General features: G+C 55.8%; 23 protein-coding genes and 2 tRNA genes. 7 read left to right on the top strand and 18 right to left on the bottom strand.

What is annotated here, in order from left to right; genetic code table 11:
• Positions 1-93: 93 nt before the first annotated feature.
• Both ACOTZF_RS04990 and ACOTZF_RS04985 read right to left on the bottom strand, forming a co-directional pair.
• Positions 94-1,128, bottom strand: a complete 1,035-nt coding sequence (locus ACOTZF_RS04990; protein WP_044158814.1) for a hypothetical protein — start codon at positions 1,126-1,128, stop codon at positions 94-96.
• Positions 1,125-1,994, bottom strand: a complete 870-nt coding sequence (locus ACOTZF_RS04985; RefSeq protein WP_013097685.1) for a helix-turn-helix transcriptional regulator — start codon at positions 1,992-1,994, stop codon at positions 1,125-1,127. Before ACOTZF_RS04985 ends, ACOTZF_RS04990 begins: the two co-directional genes overlap by 4 nt.
• A gap of 107 nt (positions 1,995-2,101) precedes the next feature.
• Here ACOTZF_RS04985 and ACOTZF_RS04980 point away from each other — a divergent pair, with 107 nt between their 5' ends.
• Together ACOTZF_RS04980 and ACOTZF_RS04975 are read left to right on the top strand one after the other, a co-directional pair.
• On the top strand, positions 2,102-3,538 hold the full coding sequence (locus ACOTZF_RS04980) for an MFS transporter (RefSeq protein WP_129253500.1): 1,437 nt from the start codon (positions 2,102-2,104) through the stop codon (positions 3,536-3,538).
• A gap of 64 nt (positions 3,539-3,602) precedes the next feature.
• On the top strand, positions 3,603-4,847 hold the full coding sequence (locus ACOTZF_RS04975; protein WP_020689363.1) for a mechanosensitive ion channel family protein: 1,245 nt from the start codon (positions 3,603-3,605) through the stop codon (positions 4,845-4,847).
• On the opposite strand, the gene ACOTZF_RS04970 is transcribed toward ACOTZF_RS04975, so the two are convergent.
• The 4 genes from ACOTZF_RS04970 to ACOTZF_RS04955 form a co-directional block, all read right to left on the bottom strand.
• Complete coding sequence (locus tag ACOTZF_RS04970) at positions 4,848-5,819, bottom strand: LacI family DNA-binding transcriptional regulator (protein ID WP_029882610.1); 972 nt, start codon at positions 5,817-5,819, stop codon at positions 4,848-4,850.
• A 75-nt stretch (positions 5,820-5,894) separates the two neighbouring features.
• Positions 5,895-7,037 carry a Gfo/Idh/MocA family protein gene (locus tag ACOTZF_RS04965; RefSeq protein WP_058651679.1) on the bottom strand — a complete coding sequence of 381 codons (1,143 nt, stop codon included), beginning with the start codon at positions 7,035-7,037 and terminating at the stop codon, positions 5,895-5,897.
• Positions 7,030-8,055, bottom strand: a complete 1,026-nt coding sequence (locus ACOTZF_RS04960; protein WP_038418842.1) for a sugar phosphate isomerase/epimerase family protein — start codon at positions 8,053-8,055, stop codon at positions 7,030-7,032. The genes ACOTZF_RS04965 and ACOTZF_RS04960 overlap by 8 nt, the downstream gene beginning before the upstream one ends.
• 15 nt (positions 8,056-8,070) lie before the next feature.
• A complete protein-coding gene (locus tag ACOTZF_RS04955) occupies positions 8,071-9,309 on the bottom strand; it encodes an MFS transporter (RefSeq protein WP_029882613.1) in 1,239 nt (412 codons plus the stop codon).
• A 205-nt stretch (positions 9,310-9,514) separates the two neighbouring features.
• On the opposite strand from ACOTZF_RS04955, the gene ACOTZF_RS04950 reads away from it, so the two are divergent.
• On the top strand, positions 9,515-9,877 hold the full coding sequence (locus ACOTZF_RS04950; RefSeq protein ID WP_013097692.1) for a type II toxin-antitoxin system RelE/ParE family toxin: 363 nt from the start codon (positions 9,515-9,517) through the stop codon (positions 9,875-9,877).
• Positions 9,865-10,164 (top strand): helix-turn-helix domain-containing protein, encoded by a 300-nt coding sequence (locus ACOTZF_RS04945; RefSeq protein WP_013097693.1) that lies wholly within the window; start codon positions 9,865-9,867, stop codon positions 10,162-10,164. Before ACOTZF_RS04950 ends, ACOTZF_RS04945 begins: the two co-directional genes overlap by 13 nt.
• Positions 10,165-10,294: 130 nt before the next feature.
• On the opposite strand, the gene pheP is transcribed toward ACOTZF_RS04945, so the two are convergent.
• The 10 genes from pheP to ACOTZF_RS04895 form a co-directional block, all read right to left on the bottom strand.
• A complete protein-coding gene (pheP, locus tag ACOTZF_RS04940) occupies positions 10,295-11,683 on the bottom strand; it encodes a phenylalanine transporter (RefSeq protein ID WP_129253495.1) in 1,389 nt (462 codons plus the stop codon).
• Between the two features lie 102 nt (positions 11,684-11,785).
• A complete protein-coding gene (locus ACOTZF_RS04935) occupies positions 11,786-13,759 on the bottom strand; it encodes a PhoX family protein (protein ID WP_045902386.1) in 1,974 nt (657 codons plus the stop codon).
• 125 nt (positions 13,760-13,884) lie between these two features.
• Positions 13,885-16,068: a TonB-dependent receptor gene (locus ACOTZF_RS04930; protein WP_029882617.1), complete on the bottom strand. Its 2,184-nt coding sequence runs from the start codon at positions 16,066-16,068 to the stop codon at positions 13,885-13,887.
• A gap of 221 nt (positions 16,069-16,289) precedes the next feature.
• Positions 16,290-16,565, bottom strand: coding sequence for a DUF1471 family periplasmic protein YahO (gene yahO / locus ACOTZF_RS04925; protein ID WP_013097697.1), 276 nt, complete (start codon positions 16,563-16,565; stop codon positions 16,290-16,292).
• A 150-nt stretch (positions 16,566-16,715) separates the two neighbouring features.
• Positions 16,716-17,747: an ABC transporter ATP-binding protein gene (locus ACOTZF_RS04920; protein ID WP_129317851.1), complete on the bottom strand. Its 1,032-nt coding sequence runs from the start codon at positions 17,745-17,747 to the stop codon at positions 16,716-16,718.
• 1 nt (position 17,748) lies between these two features.
• A complete protein-coding gene (locus ACOTZF_RS04915) occupies positions 17,749-19,323 on the bottom strand; it encodes an ABC transporter permease (RefSeq protein ID WP_013097699.1) in 1,575 nt (524 codons plus the stop codon).
• A gap of 24 nt (positions 19,324-19,347) precedes the next feature.
• Positions 19,348-20,364 carry an iron ABC transporter substrate-binding protein gene (locus tag ACOTZF_RS04910; RefSeq protein WP_038982837.1) on the bottom strand — a complete coding sequence of 339 codons (1,017 nt, stop codon included), beginning with the start codon at positions 20,362-20,364 and terminating at the stop codon, positions 19,348-19,350.
• Positions 20,365-20,722: 358 nt separating this feature from the next.
• Positions 20,723-21,553 carry a CPBP family intramembrane glutamic endopeptidase gene (locus tag ACOTZF_RS04905; protein ID WP_038418833.1) on the bottom strand — a complete coding sequence of 277 codons (831 nt, stop codon included), beginning with the start codon at positions 21,551-21,553 and terminating at the stop codon, positions 20,723-20,725.
• 81 nt (positions 21,554-21,634) lie between these two features.
• Positions 21,635-21,707, bottom strand: a tRNA-Thr gene (locus ACOTZF_RS04900).
• A 283-nt stretch (positions 21,708-21,990) separates the two neighbouring features.
• Positions 21,991-22,067: transfer RNA gene (locus ACOTZF_RS04895), tRNA-Arg, on the bottom strand.
• Between the two features lie 278 nt (positions 22,068-22,345).
• On the opposite strand from ACOTZF_RS04895, the gene ACOTZF_RS04890 reads away from it, so the two are divergent.
• The 3 genes from ACOTZF_RS04890 (at position 22,346) to fimZ (ending at position 25,229) form a co-directional block, all read left to right on the top strand.
• Positions 22,346-23,044: an EAL domain-containing protein gene (locus ACOTZF_RS04890; protein ID WP_029882622.1), complete on the top strand. Its 699-nt coding sequence runs from the start codon at positions 22,346-22,348 to the stop codon at positions 23,042-23,044.
• Positions 23,045-23,068: 24 nt separating this feature from the next.
• Positions 23,069-23,791, top strand: coding sequence for a helix-turn-helix transcriptional regulator (locus tag ACOTZF_RS04885; protein WP_129253491.1), 723 nt, complete (start codon positions 23,069-23,071; stop codon positions 23,789-23,791).
• An 805-nt stretch (positions 23,792-24,596) separates the two neighbouring features.
• Positions 24,597-25,229 (top strand): fimbria biosynthesis transcriptional regulator FimZ, encoded by a 633-nt coding sequence (gene fimZ, locus ACOTZF_RS04880; RefSeq protein WP_013095936.1) that lies wholly within the window; start codon positions 24,597-24,599, stop codon positions 25,227-25,229.
• A 51-nt stretch (positions 25,230-25,280) separates the two neighbouring features.
• On the opposite strand, the gene sfmF is transcribed toward fimZ, so the two are convergent.
• On the bottom strand, positions 25,281-25,805 hold the full coding sequence (gene sfmF, locus ACOTZF_RS04875) for a fimbria assembly protein (RefSeq protein ID WP_013095935.1): 525 nt from the start codon (positions 25,803-25,805) through the stop codon (positions 25,281-25,283).
• Positions 25,806-25,814: 9 nt separating this feature from the next.
• On the bottom strand, positions 25,815-26,819 hold the full coding sequence (fimH, locus tag ACOTZF_RS04870) for a type 1 fimbria D-mannose specific adhesin FimH (protein WP_020685033.1): 1,005 nt from the start codon (positions 26,817-26,819) through the stop codon (positions 25,815-25,817).
• Positions 26,820-26,832 lie beyond the last annotated feature (13 nt).

Genomic DNA, 26,832 nt, shown 5'->3' with positions numbered 1-26,832 from the left:
AAGGCTAATTTCACCTTTCGTGATTTACCTTACACGTTTGCGCCAGGATCAACCGAGTCCACGTCGATTCCCTGAATCCTTCTCGCAAAAAACTTACCTGGCCGGGTTACCCGCGTGCCAGATTCGTTCTGCATAGCGCCCAATCACCGCCAGCGACGCCGCGAGGAGCAGGAAGAACACCACTTTGTTCATGCCGTCCCAGAAGTATTCGAAATAGCGGGTGTAGAGGTTAATGGCGAGGAAGGTCAGGCCAAAACCGCGCAGCATGCCGTCGTCGGTTTTAAGGCTGATGTAAATGCAGAGCACCGCCGCCACGGCGAACAGCAGCGCCCACGGCAGCAGCGAAGCCTGCGTAACGCCATACCAGTTGTCGATATCGTAGTTGCCGAAAATCGACATGATCCACAGGGCGACAAACAGATACGTGAGCCCCATCGCTTTGCTGGTCGTGTATAGATGGCGCGCCTGCAGCCTTCCGCGCAGCAGCCAGCACAGTGCCAGCAGCGCACCGCCGAAGAAGATAAAGCGTACCGGGTAGTTCATTCCCAGCCAGTAGGCGCCCCAGCCCGACATATAGCCCGTCTCCGCGCCAAACCAGTTACCGAGTGAGAGCAGGAAAAACAGCCACACCAGGCCAGAGCGACCAAAGAAGCCCACCAGCCCGTAAACCGCACATCCCGCCAGGAACAGCGGTGCGATATGGCCGCTGCCGTTATCCAGCCGCTCCCCGAGTTGCCAGAGTGCGATGGCGGTAAAGAGCACGCCGAGAAAAAGCATGGCTTCAGTGCTGTAATGCCACTGCGTTTCCCGACGCTGTCGGCTGAAGCCCCACAGATAAAACAGCACGGCAACCAGCGCAGGCAGCCCGATGCGTGCGATGGAGGAGAAAGAGAAGAATGCAATAATGCGCGCCATCAGTTCACTGTCGGAGAACAGGCTGCCGATAGCGATGATCACGCAGGCCAGCGCCGTCCAGAAGGCATAGCGGCTGAGCCGCTGCCAGTCCATGGTGACGCGTGTCAAGGTGCCCGCCAGACGCTGATGCTCGTCAGCGCTTAATGTGCCTTCCTGCTGCCACTCGTTGAGCGCGCGGCGCAAAAGCCGCTCCTGTTTTCGGGTTACCTTCATTTTGCCTGCTCCGCCAGCCATTCCATCGCCCGCTCCCCCGCGTCATCCACCGGCAGATAGACCAGTAGCCGCGATCCATTACGCGGTGCAGAGTACCAGTACATCTGCTGCAGGGTAAACTCGCCCAGCTCAGGATGGGTAAACAGCTTGAGCTGGTTCTCCACTCCGCGCACGTCGTTGCGCTGATGCCACAGGGTTTTAAATTCTTCAGACACCGCAAAGAAACGCGCCAGTTTCGCTTCCCACAGCGGATCGCCCCGATGCTCGGCCATCGCCGCGCGGAAATAGGAGACAAAGATCGGCAGCACGTCGTCACGCTTGCCAAGCCGCGCACGCCATGCGGGATGGGTGAGGAAAAGATAAATACAGTTGCGATCTTCCGGCGGGATCGCATTGAAATCGACGCCCATTAAGTGCCCGAAGCTGTCGTTCCACGCCACGATATCGAAGTTGGGTTTCTGGATGCTGGCGGGTTTCGGCATGAGGGTATCAAGCAGGCGACGCGTGCCCTCGCTGATCCCCTCGCAGCCCGTCGCCTGTGGCGCTTCACCCGGCGGCAATCCGGCCAGCACAAACAGATGGCGCGTCTCGGTCGGGGTGCATTGCAGCGCTTTTGCCACTGCCGCCATCACGGTGCTGGAGGGATTAACATCTCTGCCCTGCTCCAGCCACGTGTACCAGGTCACACCCACGTCAGCCAGCAAAGCCACCTCTTCACGGCGCAGCCCCGGCGTGCGACGGCGGCCGCTGCGCGGCAATCCAAGACGCTGTGGATCAAGGCTCTCACGCCGGGCGCGTAAAAATGCCCCCAGCTGTTTTCGCGTGTCGTCCTTGAGTGAGACAACAGGTTCAGACATCAGCGCCATAACTCCCCCTGCATGGTAGTGCCAGTACCAGTATAAGCAAGAACTGGTACCCGTTTATCAGATCGTTGATGCTACGACCATCTGTTGAATGACGCAATGGAGTTACCATGAATACGTCAGTTGTTTCACCGGGTCGCGCAGGCCTGATATTGCTGTTAACCGGCCAGATGCTGCCGCTGATTGATACCTCGATCACCAACGTAGCGCTGGACGCTATCACCCACTCCTTGCACGCCACCGCCACCGAACTGGAGCTGATTGTCGCGCTCTACGGCGTGGCCTTCGCCGTCTGCCTTGCCCTTGGCAGCAAGCTCGGGGATAACCTCGGGCGCCGTCGTCTGTTTATGTGGGGCGTGGCAAGTTTTGGCCTGGCGTCGCTGCTGTGCGGAATGGCGGGAACCATTGAGCAACTGCTTGCCGCGCGCATCATTCAGGGCGCAGGAGCGGCGCTGATCGTGCCGCAAATCCTCGCCACGCTGCACGTGACGCTAAAAGGCACGGCCCATGCGAAAGCGATCAGCCTGTTTGGCGGTATCGGCGGCATTGCGTTTATCGTCGGGCAGATGGGCGGCGGCTGGCTGGTGTCGGCGGATATCGCCGGGCTGGGCTGGCGTAACGCCTTCTTTATCAACGTGCCCATCTGTCTGGTGGTTCTGGGGCTGAGCCGTCGCTATGTGCCGGAAACCCGTCGCGAAACCCCGTCGCGCATTGACTGGACGGGCACCGTCCTGCTGGCCATCATTCTCTGCTGCCTGCTGTTTCCGATGGCCCTCGGCCCGCAGTGGCACTGGTCCTGGCCGCTGAAGGCCGCACTGATGGCGATTATCCCGCTGGGGTATTTGATGGTCTTAAATGCCCGTAAAAAAGAGCGTGAGGATGCCCATCCGCTGATCCCGCCGCGTCTGATGCAGCTTCGCAGCATCCGCTTTGGCGTGCTGATTGCGCTGCTCTTTTTCAGCGTCTGGTCCGGGTTTATGTTCTGTATGGCGCTGACCATGCAAACCGGTCTGGGAATGGCACCGTGGCAGTCGGGGAACAGTTTTATCGCCCTGGGGGTGACCTACTTTATATCGGCATGGTTTGCCCCGCGTCTGATTGCCCGCTACAGCACCAGCTCGATTCTGCTGACCGGGCTGGCGATTCAGATTATCGGCCTGCTGGCGCTGATTGCCACCTTCCGTCTCTGGGGCATGGACAACACGGCGCTGACGCTGGCACCGGCAACCGGGCTGGTTGGCTATGGGCAGGCGCTGATCGTCAACAGCTTCTACCGCATCGGGATGCGCGACATTCAGCCTGACGATGCCGGGGCGGCCAGCGCGATTTTAAGTACGCTGCAGCAGGCCGCCCTGGGGCTTGGCCCGGCGATTTTTGGTGCGATCCTGCTACACGCGCTGCAAAACCACCACGGCGATTACACCCAGGCGATTAACGTCTTCCTCGCCGTGGAAACCGGCATGATGATCGTGCTGGGGCTGGCAACGTTACGTATGCGCCATCGTCTGTGCCTGCCGGTGGTGAAAACCTGCCACGCCACCAAATAAGCCGCGAATTTGCATAATAGATCCGCAGCCGCCATTATGGGGCTGCATCAATACAGGAGACGTTATGCAGGAATTAATTGCTCAGGTTGAAGAGTTAGGGATTGAAATTAATCACACCACCTCGTTAGTGATTATCTTTGGTATTATTTTTCTTACCGCCATCATTGTTCATTTTATTCTGCACAAAGTGGTGCTTCGCGCTTTCGAGAAACGCGCGCAGGCCAGCAGCCATTTATGGTTGCAGATCATTACGCAGAACAAGTTATTTCACCGCCTGGCGTTTACCCTTCAGGGGATAATCGTCAACGTTCAGGCGGTACTGTGGCTGCAAAAAGGCAGCGAAGCAGCGGAAATGCTCACCACCTGCGCGAAGCTGTGGGTGATGGTGTATGCCCTGCTCTCTTTCTTCTCGCTGCTGGACGTGATTTTTAATCTGTCGCAGAAAATGGCGACCGCCTCACAGCTGCCGCTGAAGGGGATCTTCCAGGGTATCAAGCTGGTGAGCGCCATTCTGGTGGGGATCTTAATCATCTCCCTGCTGATCGGCCAGTCACCCGCCATTCTGATAAGCGGCCTGGGGGCCATGGCAGCGGTACTCATGCTGGTGTTTAAGGACCCTATTCTGGGGCTGGTCGCCGGTATTCAGCTCTCCGCTAACGATATGCTCAAGCTCGGCGACTGGCTGGAGATGCCGAAATACGGCGCTAACGGCACGGTGACGGACATTGGTCTCACCACGGTTAAAGTCCGCAACTTCGATAACACCATCACCACCATTCCGACGTGGGCGCTGGTCTCCGACGCGTTCATCAACTGGAGCGGCATGTCTGCCTCCGGCGGGCGACGCATTAAGCGCAGCCTGAATATCGACACCACCAGCATTCACTTCCTCGACGAGCAGGAGCAGCAGAAGCTGATTCAGGCGAAACTGCTTAAGCCTTATCTGGCCGCGCGTCATGAGGAAATAAACCTGTGGAATCAGCAAAACGGTGAAGGGGAATCGGTATTAAACCTGCGCAAGATGACCAATATCGGCACCTTCCGCGCCTATCTGAATGAATATCTGCGTAACCACCCGCGTATTCGTAAAGATATGACGCTGATGGTGCGCCAGCTGGCGCCTGACGCAAATGGTCTGCCGATTGAAATATATGCCTTCACCAACACGGTGGTCTGGGCGGAATATGAAGAGATTCAGGCTGACATCTTCGACCATATTTTTGCCGTGGTGGATGAATTTGGTCTGCGTATTCATCAGTCCCCCACCGGGAACGATATTCGCTCCCTGGCGGGCGGCATCGCACAATAATCAGGTACTGGCGCGGGAAATAAAGCGCCAGTCCAGCATCACCCTCTCCGTGGGCGCATCCGGGTTGTCGATTTTATTCAACAGCAGATCGACTGCCTTGCGCCCGATATCCCGCGAAGGCTGTTCAATGGTGGTCAGCGAGATCATCTCCGCCAGCTCCGTACCGTCAAACCCTACCACCGCGATATCCTCCGGCACGCGCAGCCCCGCCTGCTGTATGGCCCGCAGCGCCCCTGCCGCAAGGGTATCGGACACCGCAAATACCGCGTCCGGAGGGTTGTCCTTCAGCAGATTTTGCATCGCCGCCATGCCCGCGCTGGAGCTGAGATCGCGGGCATATTCCACCGCCTGATAATCCAGATCCCGCAGGTGGAGCACGCTTTTGTAACCGCGTTCGCGCAGGCGGGCATATTTGTAGCTGAGATCGTGATTGATCATCGCGATACGTTTGCGTCCGCCGTCGACAAGCTGGCTGATGGCATGTTGTGACGCGTCCACATCATTGATGCCCACGCAGGAGACCGTTCCGGCATCGGCATATTCGGCGCACTGCACCCACGGCGCGGAGCCGATCAGGGCGGCAAGTTCAGGCAATTTTGAGAAGGCATCCATGGTGATAATGCCGTCGACGATTTTGCCCGACAGCAGGCTTAACCCCGAGCGGGAGCGTTCGATATCAGACCCGGAATTGCACAGCAAAATACGGTAGCCGTTCTTCTCGGCTTCCTCTTCAATGCCCTTCACCACTTCGGCACAGAACGGGTTGGCGATATTCGAGACCATCACCAGGATCATATAGCTGCGCGCGGTGCGTAGCTGGCGTGCCAGCAGGTTGGGCTGGTAATTGCTCTCTTTAATGGCCTGCAGGACGCGCTCGCGGTTTTTCGCCTTCACGGTATCGCTGTTGTTAAGCACGCGCGAGACCGTTGCCACGGACACCCCGGCAAGCTGAGCGATTTTCTGAATTGACATAGCGACGGCACTTCCTGCGGTTAATGTTTTATGCAGGCTACCATAAATTCGTTGCCCGGCGAACCGGGCAACGCGTTACGCTTGCACACGAACCCAGCGCTGCTGCTGATGGCTTTTCACAATGGCATCAATGATATACATCACGTTCGCCCCGTCGTGGAACGTCGCAAACGCCGGCCGTTCGGGCATCACGCCGGCCTGCACGGCACGGTAAAACTGCGCCATCATGTTTTTAAACGCATCGGGCCAGCCTTCGATGTGCCCGCCGGGGAAGTGAGCGCTGTCGGCCACATCGCGGTTCATCAGACCCGGATCGTCACTGAGCGTCTGATTGGCCTGCGCGCGGTGGCCAATCCACAGCTGTTGCGGCACCTCCTGATCCCATGCCACCGACCGTTCGCTGCCGTTGATTTCAAACGTCAGACGGTTTTTGCGCCCGGCGCTCACCTGCGAAACGCTAAAGCAGCCTTTGCTGCCGTCGTCAAAGCGGAACAGGACGGAGCCAACGTCTTCGGTGGTGACCCGCTTGTCTTCATACTGCGCATTTTCGTCATGAGTGAAGGTGTGATTGCCTGCCACGTTTGCCTTGCGCGTCGGCCAGACGATGGATAAATCGGCCATCACCTCGGTGATGCGCCGCCCGGTAACAAACTGCACCGTGTCGCACCAGTGCGAGCCGATATCCGCCACCGCGCGCGACGCACCGCCCAGGGCCGCATCCACCCGCCAGTTGTAGTCCGTTTCCAGCAGCATCCAGTCCTGCAAATAGCTGCCGTGCGCGGCGAAGATCCGCCCGATGCTACCCGCCCTCATCATGCTTGCGGCCTGGCGCACCATGGCAAACTGGCGATAGACAAAGCTGACGCCGTGGATCACCCCTGCCTGCTCCGCCAGCGCTACCAGCTCACGCGCTTCGTCCGGGGTCATGCACAGCGGCTTCTCGGAAAAGACGTGTTTTCCCGCGCGCAGGATCTGGCGATTAATCTCCGCGTGCAGATGGTTTGGCGTGCAGTTGTGCACCACGTGTAAATCCGGATGTGCAAGCAACGCCTCCACGCTGTCGAAGGCGTGCGGCACGTTAAGCTGACGCGCTTTTGCCTGCGCCTCGGCAAACGTACCGTCGCAGAGCGCCACCACCTGCACAAACCCGAGACGCCGAAGCGCCTCGATATGCGCCGGGCCGATAAACCCGCTGCCGATAATGCCGACGTTAATCATCGTTACCCCCTGCGGCAAAATCATCAAACGCACGCCCGGAGACCGGAATGATGTGACAGCGGATAAACTCGCTGCCTTCCCTCGCGCCGGTATCGCCATCCTTCAGGCAGCACTCCCACTCCAGCACCGCCCAGCCGTCGTAGTCGTACTGGGTCAGCTTGCTGAAGATGCCTTTGAAGTCGATCTGCCCGTCCCCCAGTGAGCGGAACCGCCCGGCCCGGTTGAGCCACGGCTGGTAGCCACCGTAGACGCCGCTGCGCCCGTTGGGGCGAAACTCGGCATCCTTCACGTGAAACGCTTTAATACGCGCATGGTAGATGTCGATAAAGGTCAGGTAGTCCATCTGCTGGAGCAGCATATGGCTTGGGTCGTAGAGAATGTTGCAGCGCGGGTGGTTATCAACAAGCGCCAGAAAACGCTCAAAGGTCACTCCATCGTGCAGATCTTCCCCCGGATGCAGCTCAAAGCAGACGTTCACGCCCTGCTCGTCAAAGGCGTCCAGAATCGGGCGCCAGCGGGTTGCCAGTTCCAGGAACGCCGCCTGAAAACGCTGCTCATTGTGCGGCGGCCACGGGTAGAAAAACGGCCATGCAAGCGAGCCGGAGAAGGTGGCGTGCGCCTTCAGGCCTAATCTCGCCGAGGCCACGGCGGCCTGTTTCAGTTTTTCTGTGGCCCATGCCTGCCGGGCGGCCTCATTGCCGCGCACGGCTGCAGGGGCGAAGTGGTCAAACGCGTCACTGTACACCGGGTTCACCGCCACAAGCTGGCCTTCCAGATGGGTCGACAGCTCGCTGATCACCAGCCCGTGCTCCGCCAGCGTGCCGGTGATGTCATCACAATAGGTCTGGCTTTCAGCCGCTTTCTGCACATCAAAAATAGCCGGATGGTTACAGGGGATCTGCACCGCCTTATAGCCCATCGCTGCCGCCCAGCCCGCCAGCCCGTCGAGCGTGTTGAACGGTGCATTCACACCAATAAATTGCGACAGAAAAATACCCGGTCCCTTAATCGTTCTCATACCACCTCCAGAACATTACGCCTTGTCATCGTCATACTTAAACGTGAGAAGGAAAATCAGCGCGATCGCCGCGGCAGCCACCGCCGGGATCCACCAGAACGTGACCCACGCCTGCGGAACGGCCTGCCCGGCCACCAGGCGGTTATAGAGCGCGCCGGATATCTGCGAGCCAAGCAGCATGCCGATGCCGTAGGTGAACATCACGATCATGCTCTGCGCCTGACCTTTGACCTTTTCGCCTGCGACCCGGTCGGTATAGATAAAGCCGACGACAAAGAAGAAATCGTAGCAGACGCCGTGCAACAGAATGCCGAGATAGAGCAGGATGCGCCCCTCTTCACTCACGCCCAGCGCAAACATGGCGTAGCGCACAAACCACGCCAGCATGCCGATCAGCAACATGATTTTCACGCCCAGGCGGCGGAACAGCAGCGGAATGACCAGCATGAAGAAGATCTCAGACATCTGCCCGAACGACATGGCGGTACTGACATCCGCAATACCCGCATCCGCCAGATACGAAGCGGTGTAGGCGTAGTAGGTCCCCAGCGGGACGGAGATCAGCATCGCGCAGACGGAAAAGACGAAAAAGTGGCGGGTTTTAAGCAGCGCAAAGGCATCCGCGCAGAAGAGATCGCGAACCTGCACCGGCAGCCCTTTCGCGGGAGCAGGCGTGTGCGGTAGCGTCAGGCTGTAGAGAGCCAGCAGCACGGAGCTGACTGCCGCCACCTGGAAGATGGTGACGCTTGCCGCCACGCCGGTGACGCCGATGAAAATGCCCGCCACAATCCAGCCGATAGTGCCAAACACGCGCACCACCGGGAAGGTTTTATCCACGTTCGCCAGGCTGTGAAAGGCGATATTGTTGGTCAGCGCCAGCGTCGGCATATAGCAGAGCGTGTAACCAAACAGCAGGCCGATCAGCAGCGCACCGTTTTCCGCAATCAGCGCGCCCGGCACGAACCAGAGGATTGCTGCCCCGGCCAGATGCATCACCGCCATCACCTTTTGCGAGGCGAAGAAGCGATCCACCAGCATGCCGAGCACAAACGGCGACAGAATAGAGGCGATAGGCCCGGCGGAGAACGCATCGCCAATCAGCAACGACATGTTGTGCTGGGTCATCACCAGACCCAGCGTGACCGACCAGCTTCCCCAGATAAAAAACTGCAGAAACATCATCAGCGACAGACGCGGCACCAGCAGCCGGTGCGGTGCTATCGCCTTTCCACTACTTTCAGTTGTTGACACCATGATAAGCCTCACCCTCAAAAGTAATCGATTACAAAATAGTTCAAACAAAAAAGTAATCGATTACAAAACAAAGATCCTGTGGATCGTAGAAGATTTGGGAGGGGGGTCACGATAAAGAGGCTTGCCTGATAAACAGATGTGTTCTGATTGGAATTATAGCCAATAGGCTATAAGATAATAAGGCGAGGAAGCTACAGGAGAAACGATGTGGAACGTCGAGACAACAGACAGATTTGATGAATGGTTCTTTGAACAAACAACAGCGTTAAAAGAAGATGTGCTGGCAGCAATGCATATTCTTTCTGAGTTTGGTCCGCAACTTGGGCGGCCGTTTGTAGACACCGTGAAGGCTTCAGCCTTTGGGAACATGAAAGAGTTACGAATTCAGCACAGAGGAAATCCCATCAGGGCCTTTTTTGCTTTTGATCCTGACCGCAAAGCAATTGTGCTCTGTGCCGGGGACAAAACCGGTTGCAACCAAAAACGGTTTTATAAAGAGATGATAGCGCTGGCTGACGTTGAGTATCACAGACATCTGGCGAATAAGGAGGCCATATGGCAACGCTAAAAGAACTTATGGCACAACAGAGCGCGGAAAGTCAGGAGCGCATTGCGGCGAAAGTTGAAGTGATGCGCAGAATTGTTGCGCTGAACCAACTGCGGGAAGAGCTCAATATTTCGCAGACAGAACTGGCCGCGGCAATGGGGGTAAAACAACCCACGGTGGCGAAAATCGAACAGCCGGGAAACGACCCCCGACTTTCAACGCTCAAACGCTATGTGAGTGCGCTTGGAGGGGAGCTAAGCATCGATGTGACGTTACCAAACGGGAAACGGATAGCGTTTGAGATTTAATAGTGCAACATGTAGGCCCGGTAAGCGCAGCGCCACCGAGCGTGAAGTCAGGTGCGGTCTGGTTTGGTGCGGTCTGTTGCCCTCACCCCGGCCCTCAACCCACAGGGAGAGGGAGAGGGAGAAAAACGGGCTAATTTTTGCGTGAGAGTTTAAACGCGATAAACAGGAACACCACCCACACCGGCAGCAGCATCGCGGACAGACGCATGTCGTCGACGGTGCACATCAGCACCAGGATCATCGCCAGGAACGCGATACAGATATAGTTCCCCGCCGGATAGAGCAGCGCCTTAAACTGCGTCTCACGCCCCTTGCGGCGCATCGCGGCGCGAAAACGCAGGTGCGCCAGGCAGATCATGATCCAGTTCAGCAGCAGCGTGGCGACAACCAGCGCCATCAACAGACCAAAGGCGGATTTCGGCAGCAGGTAGTTGATCAGCACCACCAGCGACGTAATGGCCCCGGAAAGCAGCAGAGAGTTGACCGGCACGCCGCGGCGGCTGACGCGGGTGAGGAATTTCGGCGCATTCCCCTGCACCGAAAGGCCAAACAGCATGCGGCTGTTGGAGTAAACCCCGCTGTTATAGACCGACAGCGACGCCACCAGAATGACGAAGTTCAGCGCCGAGGCCACCACGTTGCTGTTCAGATCGTGGAAAATCATCACAAACGGACTGCTGTCGGACTTCACTTCCACCCACGGGTAGAGCGCCAGCAGTACCACCAGCGAGCCGATGTAGAACAGCAGAATACGGTACACCACCTGGTTAACCGCTTTTGGAATGCTTTTATGCGGATCGCGCGCTTCGGCCGCGGTGATCCCAATCAGCTCCAGCCCGCCGAACGAGAACATAATCACTGCCAGCGACAGGATCAGCCCCTTCCAGCCCGTCGCCAGGAAGCCGCCGTGCTGCCAGAGGTTGTCGAGAGTGGCCCGCTCGCCGCCGTGGCCGGAGAACAGCAGCCACAGGCCAAAGCCGATCATGCCGATAATCGCCAGCACCTTGATCAGCGCGAACCAGAACTCGGTTTCACCATACAGGCGCACGTTCACGAGGTTAACGGCGTTGATGATAATAAAGAAGGCCGCAGCCCAGACCCACGTTGGCACCTCGGGCAGCCAGTACTGCATATAGATGCCTGCGGCGGTCAGTTCGGCCATTCCCACCAGCACAAACATCACCCAGTAGTTCCAGCCGGAGAGGAAGCCTGCGAACGGGCCCCAGTATTTATAGGCAAAGTGAGCGAACGAGCCTGACACCGGCTCTTCGACGACCATCTCGCCGAGCTGGCGCATGATCAGGAAGGCGATAACCCCGGCGATACCGTACCCCAGCAGGACCGCCGGGCCAGCCATCTGAATGGCGGGGCCGATACCCAGGAACAGCCCGGTACCGATCGCGCCGCCAAGGGCAATTAACTGAATATGTCGATTTTGCAAACCACGTTGCAGCGTCGGGTTCTGTTCCGACGAAGCTTCAGCGCTACCGTTGCCTGAAGCGGATGACGCGTCTTTCACGTCCTACCCCTGTCTCTTTTTTAGAAGGGGCACGTTTTAACACTTCATGCTGGTGGTAGCAAGTTTAACGCCGGGCCACTGCGTGCACCCGGCGGATAAACGTCACGAACCGATGATCCCACCGTCCGCTTTGGTGATCACCACCGTCGACGAACGCGGACGTCCGTTCGGGTTCGCGTCTGGCCAGTTGGAAACAGCACGCGGATTGGCCGGGTCGGTAATATCATCCCCGCCCTCTCCCGGATGCTGAATGTTAATAAACAGCGTGCGGTTGTCCGGCGTAAATGCAATCCCGGTGATTTCACACCCGCGTGGGCCGGTCAGGAAACGGCGATACTCATTGGTGCCCGGAATGGTAGCCACCATCTGGTTATTGCCCATCCCTTCGTACGCTTTCTTATTAATGGTGCTGGAAGAGACATCGGTCTGGATCCACAGCACGCCCTGGTGATCGAACGACAGGCCATCCGGGCTGCCGAATGCTGCACCCTGCATGGAGCCTTTGGCCTTCGGATCGTCGCTGTCGGTACGCCCGGCCATCACCAGAATATCCCACTTAAAGCGAGCGGCGGCCGGATCGGCTCCCTCTTCGTGCCAGTGCATAATATGACCAAACACGTTGTTGGCACGCGGGTTGGCGGCATCGACCGGCGCCTTGCCCTCCTTCCCGCGATCGCTGTTGTTGGTGAGCGTACAGTAGACGCTGCCGCTGGCGTGCGGATCGACCGCAATCCACTCTGGACGATCCATTTTCGTCGCCCCCACCACGTCGGCCGCCAGACGGGTTTTGATCAGCAGATCGCCCTGGCTTTCGAAACCGTTGCTTTTATCCAGGCCATTCTGCCCGAAGATCAGCGGCAGCCAGTCGCCGCTCCCCTCCTCGTTGAACCGGGCAACGTACAGCGTGCCGGACGTCAGCAACTGCATATTGGCTTCACGGTTGGCAGGATCGTATTTTTTGTCCGAGACGAATTTATAGATGTACTCAAACTTCTGGTCGTCCCCCATATAGACCACCACGCGGTTATCGGCGGCGAGCGTGACGGCGGCGCCTTCATGCTTGAAGCGGCCCAGAGCGGTGTGCTTGCGCGGCGTGGAGGTGGGATCGTAGGGATCAATCTCCACCACCCAGCCGAAACGGTTGGGTTCGTTAGGGGTTTTATCGACGCTGAAGCGGTCATCCACCTCGTTCCAGCGGTAGGATTCATCGCTGTCGCTGATGCCGTAGCGTTTTTCCAGCGGATTAAGATCGGCTTTTTTGACAAAAATATCCGACCAGTTCTCCTCGCAGGTGAGATAGGTGCCCCACGGCGTATGGCCGTTGGCGCAGTTTTGCATGGTGCCCAGCACGCGTTCCCCCTGCGGGTCAGCGGCGGTTTTCATTAAGTCCTGATGCCGCGCCGGGCCGGTAAGCTGCATCGGCGTATTGACGGTAATGCGGCGGGCATACGAAGACGGGCGAACCACCTGCCAGTCGCTGCCCGATTTTTTCACTTCCACCACCGACACGCCCATCGCGTTCTGCCCCTTGCGGGCCTTGTCGAGATTCCAGTTGGCCGTGCCGTCGGTAAACAGCATCCCGTTATCGATGTACTCATGATTCAGCGCCAGCAGGCCATGTTCCGGGTTTTGTTTCCCTTGCGGCAGGCTAAACCACGCCATCCCGTCGTGGTGCATGCCCGCCTGCACGGCCTGTTCGTCGGTGGTGTTGCTGGCATCCTGTTTAAACGCCGGCATGTTGTTCTTGATCCCCGTCGGGTCACCCCAGCGATAAAACGGACGGGCGATATAGCCTTCCGGCACCCTGACCGTATCTTCCGTGGATACGTCGATGCTGGTAAAGCCCAGGGAAACCGCTTTTGCCAGTGCAGAAGGCTTTGATACTGCGGCAATGGCGCTTTCAGGTTTGATCAGAAAAGGGAATGAAGCGGCAGCACCCGCCACGGCGCCCATCTGTAAAAAACGGCGGCGGGAGAGGAATACCTCCGCAACCTCGGAGAATACCGGGTTAGCGCTGCGGTTAGTGATATCGTCGCGATGTTCTTTTTTAAATACGGATTTGAGGGGTCTGCCCATAGCGGCTTCCTGTCATTGGCCAAGAGGTAAAGGTCTGGAGGCCAGTGTAAGAAGCTTTTATTACAATTTTATAACACGATACGGAAGGATGGGGCATCCCTGCCCCGGATAACGAGGTGGAACGCTTAGAACTCGTAGCCAACCGAGACCTTAAAGGTACGCGGTTCGCCCTGCGTGATGTAGGTGCCGGAATCGTCAACGCTGGACCAGTAGTTTTCGTTGGTCACGTTGTCGATGCCCGCGCGCACCGTCATCTGGTTTTCATTGTGGTTCACCGCGAAGCGATAGCGCATGCCCAGATCCAGCGTGGTATAGCTGTCGAGCTTTTTGCTGTTCGCGAGGTCGGCGTACTGCGTGCCGGAGTGGTTGACGCGGGCGGTAGCCGTCAGGCCCTCAATCGGTTTGATGTCGTACTCTGCGCCCAGCACGGCGTAGAAGTTCGGGACACCAATGGCATCGTTACCCTGATTCACGCCGTTTTTGGTTTTGGTCAGCTCGGCCTGCAGCCAGGTGGCGCTGGCGTTCAGACGCATCCCGAGCATTGGCTCGCCGAAGACGTTCAGCTCTACGCCACGGTTACGCTGCTCAGCGTCCAGGCCGTAGTGACCGCTGTCGTCGAGGATCGCCGACGGCATTTTGATCTCAAACAGCGCCAGGGAGCCGCCCACGCGGCCAAAGTCCGCCTTCACGCCCACTTCATTCTGCTTAGAGTGAACGATACCGGTGCTCTGGCCGTAGTTGGTGGCCGTGTTGGGCGCGGTTTTACCCGGCTGCAGCGCTTCGGTGTGGTTAGCGTAGAGCGAAATTTCCTCCCACGGTTTATAAACCACACCGTAGGTTGGCATCCAGCGGCTGCCGTCAAAACCGTCCGCGTCGTTTTCCGCGCCGGTAATTTTGTTGTACCCGCGAATGACCACTTTCTGATGACGTGCACCAGCGGTAAACAGCAGCTTGTCGTCCAGCACGCCCAGGGTATCGCTCAGCAGCCAGCCCTGAGTGCGGGTGCGCCCGCTGGTCAGCGGATCGCTGTATTTGCCGCCAGAGCCGTTGAAATTGGAGCTGTCCGGCATCGCGACGCCGGTGTTGTGGTAAATGTTGGTGGTTGGGTTATCCGCCGTCGCCGACATTTTCCAGGCGATTTTTTCGTTTTTGGTCATCGCGGAATACCCCACGTTGACCTTGTGCGAGACAAAGCCGGTAGTGAAGTGACCGCGTATCCCCGCCATACCGCTGACGGAATCGCTGATACGGTTGGTATCAAGACGGCTGACCGTGGCCTTACCGCTCTTGTCCACCAGCTTCGGCGCGCTGTAGATCCCCTCTTCGTGCGCGTGCTGCGCGCCGAGGCCGGTATAGGCCGTCCAGTTGTCAGTGATGTCGTACTCGCTGCGCCACATCCCGAACTCGTTTTCAATGTCACTGTAGGCCCATTTCTGCGAGAAGTTACGATCGTTTTTCGGCGGCTCTGGCACAAAGTCCACGGCGGAAATGTTGACGCTGGTCGGGCTGCCGTGGAAGGTTTTCTTCTGATAGCCCAGATCCAGCGAGGTACGGAAATTGTCGCCTTTGTAATCCAGACCGGTGGAGAGCAGCGTGGTGCGGCGGCGGTCGTTCGGCACACCGGTTTCCCCTTCCCGGTGAACCAGGTTCACGCGCGCGCCGAACTGATCGTTGTCGCCAAAGCGTCGGCCAGCATCGAGCGTGGTGCCAATCTGTGAGTCGGAGGTGTAGTCCACGCCCACTTTCGCCTGCGGGACGTCGCCCGCATGTTTTGGCTCAAGGTTAATCATCCCGCCCACGCCGGAGCTTGCCGCGCCGTTCATCAGCGAGTTTGCCCCTTTGAAAATTTCAATGCGATCGACCATCTGGGCATCCACAACCTGACGCGGCAGCACGCCGGACAGGCCGCCAAAGGTCATGTCATCGCCGTCAAACTTCAGGCCACGAATACGGAAGGTTTCGGCGCTGTTACCGTAACCCTGAACAAACTGCACGCCCGCATCGTTGGCAACCACATCAGCAATGGTTTTCGCCTGCTGATCTTCCACCAGCTTCGAGGTGTAGCTGATGATATTAAACGGCACGTCCATGGCATTCTGCTGGCCGAGCATCCCCAGACGGCCGCCGTTTGCCACCTGTCCATCCAGGAAGGCGGGCACCAGCTGGTCGCCGCCGGGAGTGAAATCAGGCCCGGTGGCAGACTGGACGACCATGGTGTCTTCTGGCTTTGCCTCTGCCGCCAGGGCAGCGTGGGTCACTGCGCCAACGGCGAGCGCCAGCAGTGTTTTATGCATTCTGGTGTTGTTCATAATGGACTCATTAAATGTGCGCGCAAAAATGGCCCGTTGTCGGGCCTTAGAAAAGCTTATGTGTAATGCAAATGAGAACTATACGCATTATATCTGCATTAGCAAGTGTAACCGCGCGTTTCGGCCTGAGGACAGGGGGTTAAATGAAGCCGGGGAAGAGAGATGTTACAGAGGGAAAGCGTGACGCACAGCCACCCCGGATCCGGGATGGCTGCAGAACATTATTTTTTCTTGTAAATATCGGCCGTGCCGTGAATTTTGTTGTTGGTATTACCTGACGTGAGCACCAGTACGTCGGCACCTTCTTTATCTGCTTTTTCAATCAATTCTTTCTTTGCATCATCAATAGAGACTTCATTTGAAGTGCTTACCGTACCGATTTTTTCATACTGCGATTCGACTTTCTCGAATTCATTTTTCGTCAGCAGTTCAGCCGCAAAGGTATTGGTGGTAAACAGAAACGCCGTTCCCAGCAAAATAGCAGTCGTCTTTTTCATAACCTTTTTTCCTTGAGATTAATCAGCAACTACGAAAAACCTCACACATGATGGTGAGGTTTTATGAGCATGGTAGAGAATCTCAGGAAATGCCACACGTTAAGGAAAATTCTTTTATAACAACCCGTTGGATTAAATTACTAACGAACATTAAGAATATTCAAAAACGCGCGCCGTACCAGCAATATCAATACGCACCGCCGCCCCCGGGTGCCATCCAGGCTGACTGACGGTTTTCAGGGTAATCGGCTCCGTTTGTCCGGCTAACGCCAGCGTCAGCGTGGAGAGCTGGCCGGTGAAATCCACATCAACAATCGACACCGGGCTTTCGTGCGCCGCGCATGCCGTCACGCGCAGTTGCTCAGGGCGCAACATCACTCTGCCCTGCCCCGTCGCCTGGGCGTTATCCGTGGGCACCTCACCCAGCGCGCAGAGCGCATAGCCGCTGGTGAGCTGAGCAGGCAGGATCACCGCATCCCCCAGGAAAAGCGCCGTCTCTTCATCCACGGGCTGGCTATAGACCTGATAAGGGGTACCGACCTGAGTGAAACGCCCGGATCGCATGACCGCCACCTGCGTGGCAAAGGACAACGCTTCGTTTTGATCGTGAGTAACCAGGATCGAGGCCACGCCCGCTTCCGCCAGCAGGTCAGCCGTGGCCTTACGCGTCATGGCGCGCAGGCCGGTATCCAGCGCCGAGAAGGGTTCATCCAGCAGCATCAGGGAAGGACGCTGCGCCAGCGCGCGGGCAAGCGCCACGCGCTGCTGCTGGCCGCCGGAAATCTCATGCGGCCAGTGCGTGGCGAGTTGTCTGTCAAGCGAGACCATCTCCATCAGTGCTTCCACGCGCTGGCGCTTCTCGTGGCGGGTACCGTCTAATCCCCAGGCAATGTTGTCTGCCACATTAAGATGCGGGAAGAGCGCCCCCTCCTGAGGAACAAAGCCAATTTTACGCAGATGCGCGGGAATAAAGTTGTTCTGATCGAACAGGGTTCGGCCCTGCATCACGATCCGTCCGCTATCCGGCGTTTCGAACCCGGCAAGGATACGCAGCAGCGTGGTTTTACCCGACCCTGACGGCCCGACAATCGCCGTCCGGCTTCCCGGCGCGACGCTCAGGTTTAAGCTGTCGAGCACCTGCGCATCGGAAAACGATTTAGAAATGGACGTTAATTCAAGCATCTCATAGCCCTGCAATTTTTTTGGACTGCATATAAAGAATGGCGGTCAGCGGAAGTGAAATCAAAATCATCAGCATGGCGTAAGGCGCAGCGGCAACATAATCGATCTCGCTGGTCAGCGCCCAGAAACCGGTGGACAGCGTGCGCGTTCCCAGCGGGGAGAGCAGCAGCGTCGCCGTCAGTTCGTTACTGACGCCAAGGAAGACCAGCGCCGCCCCTGCCGCCGCACCGGGCGCGGCCAATCGCATGGTGACGCTCCACAATGCCTTCGCGGGCGTGCTGCCCAGACTGCGCGCCACGTTTTCGAGCTCCACCGGCGCCTGGGCAATCCCGGCCCGCAGGTTAATGAGCGCACGGGGCATAAACATCAGCAGATAAGCCAGGAACAGCGTAATTTCGGTCTGATAAATCGGGCGTGCATAGTGAATGGTGACCGTGACCAGCGCGAGGGCGGTGACGATCCCCGGCAGAGAGCTGGTGATGTAAATGCACCCTTCCAGCATCCGGAAGATGCGGTGCGGATAACGGATACCGAGCCAGGCGATGGGAATGACACAGGCGGTGGTCAGCAGCGCGCCGCCCACACCGAGCATCAGCGTCTGGCGCAGCGAGTGCCAGAGATCGGCGCTCATCCAGTTCTGTACGCCGCCAAGCCATATCCAGCGACACAGCACAATGAGCGGTACGCCCAGCGCCAGCACAATCAGCATGAGGAAAAACAGCTGGCCCAACGCCGCAGCAACAGGCTTTAGCGGCCAGCGCGTCTGTTCACGTGCCGCCCCAGCGCCGATGCGCGCATAACGGGCTTTCCCGCGGGTGACCCCTTCCAGCAGCAAGATGGCCAGACAGCATAGCGCCAGCACCCCCGCCAGCATGTTTGCCGCCGGGCCACTGAATGTCGACTGGAACTGGTCGTAAATGGCGGTGGTGAAGGTATCAAAGCGGATCATCACGTACAGGCCATATTCCGCCAGCAGATGCAGCGCCACCAGCAGCGCGCCGCCGCAAATCGCGAGCTTAAGCTGCGGTAACACCACGCGAAAAAAGACCCGCCACGGCGGCGTGCCGAGCGAAGCGGCAACATCTTCAAGCGTTGGATCCAGACGACGCAGCACCGCCGCCACGGGCATATAGATAAACGGGTAGTAGGCTAGCACGGAGAGAAACACGCCCGCAGAAAGCCCATGCATGGAAGGCACCACGCTCACCCAGGCGTAGCTTTGCACGAACGCAGGGATGGCCAACGGGGCCACCGCCAGCGCAGACCAGATCCCCCGCCCGGCGAGCTGAGTACGTTCCGTCAGCCAGGCTATCGCCACGCCGGTGACGATACAGAGTGGCACCGCTAAGGCCGTCAGCCACAGCGTGTTGCTGAGCAGCTCAGCAACACGCGGGCGAAACACCAACGCCTTAATGGTTTCCCAGCCCGTCTCAATGCCTATGGCAATGATAAAGCCCAAAGGCAGAAGCGCCATTAATGAAAACAGGACAGCTAACGCAACCATCGGCAGCGCAGGACGCCTGCGGGCAGGCTCCCGCACTCTGTTTTTGCCGATGTCGAGACTCAGACCAGACATAGGACGTTCACTTTACTCTCAGGATCACAGCAGGCCAGCTTGCGTCATCAGCGCGATGACTTTTTTACTGTTAAGCGTGGAAGGTTCCACTTTCGGTGCATCCAGCTCGTTCAGCGGCACCAGTTTCGGGTTAGAGGCCGCATTCACGCCCACCGCATATTCAAAGGCGTTATTGGTGCGCAGGCTATCCTGCCCTTCTTTGCCGGTGATGTATTTAATGAAGGCCTGTGCCTGCGCTTTGTGTTTGCTGGACGCCAGCACGCCGCCGCCGGAGAGGCTAACAAAGGCGCCCGGATCCTGGTGTTTGAAGTAGTAGAGCTTAGTGTTTTTGCTGTTTTCACCCGTTTTGGACTGATCGACAAAACGGTAGTAGTGATAAATCACCCCGCCATCAATCTGACCGGCGTTAACGGCTTTCATCACCGTGCTGTTGCCTTTATAGGCAACGAAATTGGCTTTCATCGCTTTGAGCCACTCAAGGGTGGCCTGCTCGCCTTTCAGAGCCAGCATTGCGCTGACGATCGCCTGGAAATCGGCTCCTGATGGAGAGGCAGCCCAGCGGCCTTTCCACTCGGGTTTAGCCAGATCCATCAGCGATTTTGGCAGCTGCTGCTCGCTCAGTTTTTCCGGGTTATAGACAAACACCGTGCTGCGAGCGGCAATCCCGATCCAGCGACCGTGTGCCGGACGATACTCCACCGGTACCTGCTTTAATGTCTCTGCATCTAATGGCGCAAACAGTTTGGCGTTATCAACCAGCACCATTGACGGCGAGTTTTCAGTTAAAAATACATCCGCAGGCGATGCGCTGCCTTCCTGCACCAGCTGGTTGCCCAGCTCGCTGTCATCGCCATTACGCAGAGTGACCTTAATACCCGTTTCTTTGGTAAAACCGTCTACCCACGACTTCACCAGATTTTCATGCTGCGCGTTATAAACAACGATACCTTCGTTGTTATCAGCGGCAACCGATTGAGTTGAAAGGAAAAGTGATGAAGACAACAGGGCAAGCGAGAAGCATGACAGCAGGCGAGAATTCATGAACATATCCTTAATAGACCAACGTGATAAACAACAAAGGGCTGTGTGGGACAGGATTAAAGCATACAACAACGCTAATGATAATTACTATCAATCGAGTTTAGGCGTAAAAGTGTAAAATTCGTTTTTAGCAGATTTTAGAATGATAAAAACCCAAATTTTAATGCGAGATAATTTTTAGATTAAGAAAACCTTAAGCCTGCCAACAATGAAATTCATTAGCCTTCTATTTATTCTGACGCGAAGGTAAATGTGTTATTCATGCCCCCGGCATATATAAAAAAAGCCCCGATGCTTCGGGGCTTTTTATGCTTATCCGGAGGCAGCCAAATTTATAAGGCCACTATTTTAAAAAGCATCACACAGACGCGTGAGGGGCATACATCGGATAGGTGAAGAACAATAAATGCACGCAGTTCAGCCCAAAATGGAAGAACGTTGCAACCCAGAGCCTGCCGCTCCACATCCACGCCAGGCCGTAAATAATACCGGAGAGGCTGGCAAAAATAATCAGCAGTAAACCGCCGCTATAATGCATTAGCCCAAAAATGAGTGAGGCAATCAATAGCGCTACAACAGGATGCACAACCCGGGACAAGCGCTGCTGCAGATAGCCTCTGAACAAGGCTTCCTCGGCCAAAGAGACGAAGAAAATATTCGCAAGGGCAAATTGAGCAAACCATTCTGGCGCATGCGGCTCAATTCTCAGCCCGCCCAACGCAACAGCCAGAAGTAACAGTGCGGGTATCGCCAATACCAATATTCCCCAGCCGACCTTGCCAGCTTTATAAAGGGGTTTTGCTACGAATAACGTTGGCATGCACGTAATTAAAAAGAACGGCACCACTGCCTTGTCCATATTAAAGTACATACTGAACGGCATGCTTTGCGGACCAACAACGACAGCGTCCAGTACTTTGGGATTATGGAAGCCAGGGATCGCATGCAAAACCAGGGCAACGGCGATGACTACGCACAGGCCTTCGACCAGATAAGTATATTTATTATTTTTATTACGTAGCCATTCAACAACAGACCAGCCAATAACGATTAATGCAATCACCAGCAGCGCCGGGGCGTCAAGAATGCTCTGTTTCCAGCCGAGAAATGCCGTTAACCCCAGCATCAGGTAAGCCAGGCTTTTATTCAGGGAAAGTGCGGCAAGCGAAGTTGCGAGTAGATACCACATAAATGTCCTTCATGATTGGCATGTACAACAATGAAACGAATGTCGTGCCGGAGGCATCCCGCGGGGAAGCCATAAATAGGGTGCCGACTACCGGAATCGAACGGGTGACCTACGGATTACACGTCAGTTGCTCTACCTACTGAGCTAAGTCGGCGTTGGTCCGCCACCGGAGCCTCGAACTCCGTACTACAACATCCTGGTTGTCGCTCTTCCCGATGAGCTAGTGGCGGTATGGTGGCCCTGACTGGAACTACGCCAATGACCGGTCGATGGCGGAACAAACGTTCTGACCGACAGGCTACAGAGCCGGGTTCAGAATGATACACATCTGGAATTAACCACGCAAATCAGACGGTTAAAAGCAGGCACAGAGTGTAGGATCGGTAGCGGTTGGTCGGTCTGGGGAAGAGTGGGCTGGATTAAGCGCTGAGACTAAATGGCACGCCCTGTAGGATTCGAACCTACGACCTACGGCTTAGAAGGCCGTTGCTCTATCCAACTGAGCTAAGGGCGCACTGAGAAGAGTGAACTTCGCGGTGGTGAAACGCGAAGAATTATACGGTCAATGGCAGGTGAGTCAATGCCTTTTCCGTTTTCACCTCCGATTAGGGCTAGCTGATTGTAAATATGGCTGTTTTTTCAACATTCCCGGCCTTTCTTTCGTAGAATTTAGCGCTGCGAAAAGGCTTAGCTGCATTTAAGTAACGCCTGCTGTTTTCCTGAGCGTCAGCTCGTCACACTAGTGTGAGGTATCCCGGCCGCCTGGAGGCTGACAGACAACAGGACAATGGAGTGACAGCGCAAAACCTGATCGATACGTCCCCCAGCTTACAGCACCTCTCTCACGATATCGCGGGCATCAAACTTGAGCCTATCATCGCCCTCTCCTCGCAGCGCCAGGTTGGGGTGGAAGTGCTGAGCGTTCTGTCAGCAAGAGAGCAAAGCGAAGCATTTTTCAACGATCGGTCTGCGGAGTGGTCACTTACGCTGCTTGAAGCGCAACTTGTCGCGCTAAAAAATACCCCGCACTGTCATAATCTTTACGTCAATCTGCCGATAACCGTATTAACGCAGCCGGACGCCTTTCAGCGGCTTCTCCGGCTGCCTGCCGCACCGCTGAATATAGAAATTGTCGACCCGGCACGCTTTCTGGCGCTGTCTGACACAAAACGGCAGGACGTTCACCAGCGCCTGCTGCAGCTCAGAAGACAAGGCCACGGTATCTGGCTGGATGATATTGATGAAGCGATCGTCCAACCGTTTTTGTCCTGCCGGCTGCCGTTAACCGGCATAAAAATCGACAAGGAAGCATTCTGGCGTTTACGCGCCACCCCTGCGCTCGGGCAACTGGTGACACGTTGCTTTCAGCTTGCCGACAACGTGCTTATTGAAGGTATTGAGACTGAAAAGGATCATAGCCGGGCACGACAGGCAGGAGCAGGACTCGGCCAGGGGTACTACTGGCCGTCCTGGACATGGCCGGAGGAATAAAAAGCCATTTCCAGGAGGGAAGCCATGCGAATGACAGTGCGCCGTTACCGGCGGCGGCGTACAGGAAGTGATGCACTGGGATTTACGCACTCGCCTTTTGCTCCCCCCTTTTTCGACCGGCTCGAATTTTTGAGCCAGTCCATCCACCAACATCGCAGAACAGACGCGCCCTTTATTATTCTGGTCACGGAAGATCATTTCCTGCGCACCGGTTTTCTGAACGGCCAGTTTCCCCTGAGCAGCTGTAGCGACTACCCGACGCTGGACGAAGCCTTTCAGGCGCTCAACCAGTGGCCTGCAGCCCGTCTGGTGGTAGATATTGAAAGCCGTACCACGGCGCTTATAGAAAAGCTGGATCAGCTGAGAAGACACAGCCTGTATCCGCCCTTTCTCACGCCGTATCTGTTGGTCAGGGCGGATAATTACGACACCCGTCTGTTCTGTAAAGCGGCGGGGCCGTTTCATGTCCTTGAACGCCAGTCAACGGCGGCGGCACTCCAGCACAGCCTGATGGACATTAGCCCTCCACAGGGCTCCAGTAAAGAGTGGTTCTCTCACGGCGAGTGGCCCATTTTACAGGAGCTTTCGCGGGGGAAATCACTACGCCAGATCGCCCTGCTGCAGAATCGCCCCTACAGCCGCATTATCTATCGCCTGAGCTGCATTCTGGTGAAGCTCGGGCTTAGCCATCGCCAGGAACTGCTGCATCTTCTCAATAATCTCTCCGACTGCCCGTTTTACTCTTAACCTAACCCCTTATTTCCTAAAGATCTTTAGGAAGTTACTTACTGAAAATGTTAATTTTATGTTAACCGTTAACATAAATCTCGAAATTACAACTATTCCTAATTTCTGACTCTGAACCACGTGAAATATTAAAGAATAAGTAAAGTGCAGCACTTTCATCCATGCGTTAAGGGATTGATGGTTCCGTTAACAGGATGATAATGATGTAAAAACAAGCAATTTGGTTGCACGCCCCTGGCGCTTAAAGCGAAGGCCGCAGAAGATTTTGCTCTTCCGGCATAGTATTTTTCTGATATCGGGGAGAGCTATCAGGATGAGGATGAGACGCGCTATCTGTGCAAATTCACGCCACTTCAGCAGCAGGTGAGATGTTTTACTGCCCCGTCATTTCATTAACAACTTTGCAACATATAGTGGTATCTGTTATTTTTTGTTATTACATAAAGATGAAAAGATGCGGTAAATGGAATAACAGGACATTTCCGCTAAATTTAAAAAAATAGCCATTCAGATCCAGAAGATAATACAAATCAATAATCATGAATTAATCTGCAGGCTTTTCGGAGAAAACTTACACGGTATAATAAGACGCGTACCAATTATGAATAAGAAAAACCTTTTTGCCGCCACCAGCCAAATGAGATGACCGCGCTGAGGCAATGACATTACCACTACGTTAACAAGGATGCTTTCGCTCTTTCCAGGGAAATACCACCCTATAAGGATCTGCAAATTTATCCTTCCGGCATTTCGAGAGTTTGAACCAAACTCAGCATAACGCTTTTAACAATCTGAGGCATAAAAAATGAAACCGGCATCCGTTATCATTATGGACGAACATCCTATCGTCAGAATGTCGATAGAAGTCCTGCTACAGAAAAATAAAAATATCACAGTCAAACTGAAGTCTGGCGACAGCCATGAAGTTCTCGACTGTATCCGCAATCACGCCATCGATCTGGTGATCCTGGACATTGAACTTACGGGCACCGATGGCTTCGCTTTATTGAAAAGAATCAGAAACTTAAACAAAGACATAAAGGTCCTGTTCCTCTCTTCCAAATCGGAGTCCTTTTACGCGGGCCGCGCCATCCGCGCCGGGGCAAATGGGTTTGTCAGTAAACGAAAAGATTTAGGTGAGATCTACAACGCCGTGGAAATGATTCTGATGGGCTATTCTTTTTTCCCGTCGGAAACGTTGAACTTTATTAATCATCTGGGCTCAGGGAAAGGGATGGCATCCGATATGCCATTATCGAACCGTGAGGTCACCGTACTGCGGTATCTGGCGAATGGCTTATCGAATAAGGAAATTGCCGAACAGCTGCTATTAAGCAACAAAACCATTAGCGCGCACAAATCCAATATTTATTCCAAGCTCGGTGTGCAAAGCATTGTGGAATTAATTGATTACGCCAAGGCACACGAGCTGCTATAACCTGAATTCACTCCCTGCAGTTTATCTGAGTTGCAGGGAGTGCGGTCAGCGCTAATTATAATTAATCATAAATGTGGCATCCGCATCGGCGCGTCCGGGCCGGGGGTTATCCGCTGTGGCAATATAATTAGCATAAAATGACAACACGGCATTACCCTGCGCATCTACCGCCACCGGCTGGCTGGCCTGCTGTAACGCAAGACGTGTTTTATCCGCATCCCTGATCTCCACCGCGACGTTATTCGCCGTACTGGCGTCATTCAACGCCAGCAATCCGCTGTCACTCCCGTCAGTTTTCCCGGAAAACGTAATTGATGCCGAGCCTGGCGGACAGCCTGTCAGCTTCAGCGTGAAGGGCATGGGCTGCGTGCGGCTCCCCGTGGTGCTGAGCTGCTTCGTCGGCCAGGTGCCCAGAGTGACGGTCTTGTCACTGTCGCTGCCCTCTGCCACGCAGGTAAAATCAACGATATTGCCGTACATCTGAATATTGATCTCGCCCAGCGCTGTGGCTGACCACGCGTTTGCCTGACACATCGTCAGGGCCAGCGCAGCGAAAGGCCATTTCCAGTTCCCCATCTCTTCCCCTTAATCGTAATCCACGCGCAGATAGCCGCGAGAGGTGAACCGGCCTTCTGCTGGCTTATTCCCCGTAATGCTCACCGGCCAGACCCGGATCCCCACCTGCGCCTGCGCGCTGTCATCCAGACGGAACGGAATTTTGCTGTTCAGGTTGTTAGGCGTCAGAGGCGTACCGCTATCGTTCGCCACGACAAACCCTAAATCCGGGTTATCGGAAACCAGCGCATTGCCCGAGATTTTTTCCGCCTCGATGCGCATCGTCAGATACGCATTGGCCTCCACATTGGTGCACTTAATGGCAATGGTTTTGCTTTGTGGTGAGACGTTCTGAGGACGATTGCCGGCCCCCGCCTGGCTGAACAACGACGCGCCAATATCACCAAAATCAAACTCCACCACCTGCCCGGCGTTAATCGCACAGCTTTGTGGTACCTGAATGGTGCCGCTGTAGCTGATGGTATAGACCGGCGTATTCAGCGGATCGGATGACGTGGTGGTGACATAGACGGTGAACATGGTCTGCTGGGGGATCACCACCATGTTGATAAACCGCCGTGTGACCCGCAGACGAAAGACCAGCTTCGAATCGGTGACAGGAAACGCTTTGTTGTTCGGAACGTTAGGGTGCTGCCCCATCTGAATGTAGTCTGACGGTGGATAGAAGGTGCCCGCGTAGTCATCGTGGATCTGCATTGCGCCATCAAGGTAGTCATTCAGCTTCACATACTTATAGCCATCAATTACCGTCGTTATCGGCAGGCTGGTGACATAACTACGCATCGTGGACTTTCCGGTTGTTCCTTTAGGGCAAATGGCGTTCACGCCCACCAGCCCGGATTTTTGCGCAAGGGTCACAATCTGCCCCGGTTTGTTATTGGAGCTGTTAAAGACGTTTGAAAGATCGTATGAGATATCCTTCGGCACACCCGTGGCGTTCTGGCAAACCGTCGCCCACGCGGGCATCGTGCTGCAGAGCAGCGCTAAGCTAAACACATTGCGTAAACTGCGCATCTTTGGGTTCCTG

The sequence above is a fragment of the Enterobacter cloacae complex sp. SHL021 genome (genome assembly GCF_049237765.1).
Classification (GTDB): Bacteria; Pseudomonadota; Gammaproteobacteria; order Enterobacterales; family Enterobacteriaceae; genus Enterobacter; species Enterobacter cloacae.
The sequence above is the reverse complement of the archived record's forward strand: the minus strand, read 5'-3'. Positions and strand labels throughout refer to the sequence as shown.

Excerpts from the sequence above, each read along its gene's own strand:
- ACOTZF_RS04970 (WP_029882610.1), bottom strand. The coding sequence starts at position 5,819 with ATGTCAATTCAGAAAATCGCTCAGCTTGCCGGGGTGTCCGTGGCAACG.
- ACOTZF_RS04885 (WP_129253491.1), top strand. The coding sequence starts at position 23,069 with ATGCGAATGACAGTGCGCCGTTACCGGCGGCGGCGTACAGGAAGTGAT.
- ACOTZF_RS04950 (WP_013097692.1), top strand. The coding sequence starts at position 9,515 with ATGTGGAACGTCGAGACAACAGACAGATTTGATGAATGGTTCTTTGAA.
- ACOTZF_RS04920 (WP_129317851.1), bottom strand. The coding sequence starts at position 17,747 with ATGCTTGAATTAACGTCCATTTCTAAATCGTTTTCCGATGCGCAGGTG.
- ACOTZF_RS04960 (WP_038418842.1), bottom strand. The coding sequence starts at position 8,055 with ATGAGAACGATTAAGGGACCGGGTATTTTTCTGTCGCAATTTATTGGT.
- fimZ (WP_013095936.1), top strand. The coding sequence starts at position 24,597 with ATGAAACCGGCATCCGTTATCATTATGGACGAACATCCTATCGTCAGA.
- ACOTZF_RS04990 (WP_044158814.1), bottom strand. The coding sequence starts at position 1,128 with ATGAAGGTAACCCGAAAACAGGAGCGGCTTTTGCGCCGCGCGCTCAAC.
- ACOTZF_RS04980 (WP_129253500.1), top strand. The coding sequence starts at position 2,102 with ATGAATACGTCAGTTGTTTCACCGGGTCGCGCAGGCCTGATATTGCTG.
- ACOTZF_RS04935 (WP_045902386.1), bottom strand. The coding sequence starts at position 13,759 with ATGGGCAGACCCCTCAAATCCGTATTTAAAAAAGAACATCGCGACGAT.
- ACOTZF_RS04975 (WP_020689363.1), top strand. The coding sequence starts at position 3,603 with ATGCAGGAATTAATTGCTCAGGTTGAAGAGTTAGGGATTGAAATTAAT.
- fimH (WP_020685033.1), bottom strand. The coding sequence starts at position 26,819 with ATGCGCAGTTTACGCAATGTGTTTAGCTTAGCGCTGCTCTGCAGCACG.
- ACOTZF_RS04985 (WP_013097685.1), bottom strand. The coding sequence starts at position 1,994 with ATGGCGCTGATGTCTGAACCTGTTGTCTCACTCAAGGACGACACGCGA.
- ACOTZF_RS04915 (WP_013097699.1), bottom strand. The coding sequence starts at position 19,323 with ATGTCTGGTCTGAGTCTCGACATCGGCAAAAACAGAGTGCGGGAGCCT.
- yahO (WP_013097697.1), bottom strand. The coding sequence starts at position 16,565 with ATGAAAAAGACGACTGCTATTTTGCTGGGAACGGCGTTTCTGTTTACC.
- sfmF (WP_013095935.1), bottom strand. The coding sequence starts at position 25,805 with ATGGGGAACTGGAAATGGCCTTTCGCTGCGCTGGCCCTGACGATGTGT.
- ACOTZF_RS04945 (WP_013097693.1), top strand. The coding sequence starts at position 9,865 with ATGGCAACGCTAAAAGAACTTATGGCACAACAGAGCGCGGAAAGTCAG.
- ACOTZF_RS04905 (WP_038418833.1), bottom strand. The coding sequence starts at position 21,553 with ATGTGGTATCTACTCGCAACTTCGCTTGCCGCACTTTCCCTGAATAAA.
- ACOTZF_RS04930 (WP_029882617.1), bottom strand. The coding sequence starts at position 16,068 with ATGAACAACACCAGAATGCATAAAACACTGCTGGCGCTCGCCGTTGGC.
- ACOTZF_RS04965 (WP_058651679.1), bottom strand. The coding sequence starts at position 7,037 with ATGATTAACGTCGGCATTATCGGCAGCGGGTTTATCGGCCCGGCGCAT.
- ACOTZF_RS04910 (WP_038982837.1), bottom strand. The coding sequence starts at position 20,364 with ATGAATTCTCGCCTGCTGTCATGCTTCTCGCTTGCCCTGTTGTCTTCA.
- ACOTZF_RS04955 (WP_029882613.1), bottom strand. The coding sequence starts at position 9,309 with ATGGTGTCAACAACTGAAAGTAGTGGAAAGGCGATAGCACCGCACCGG.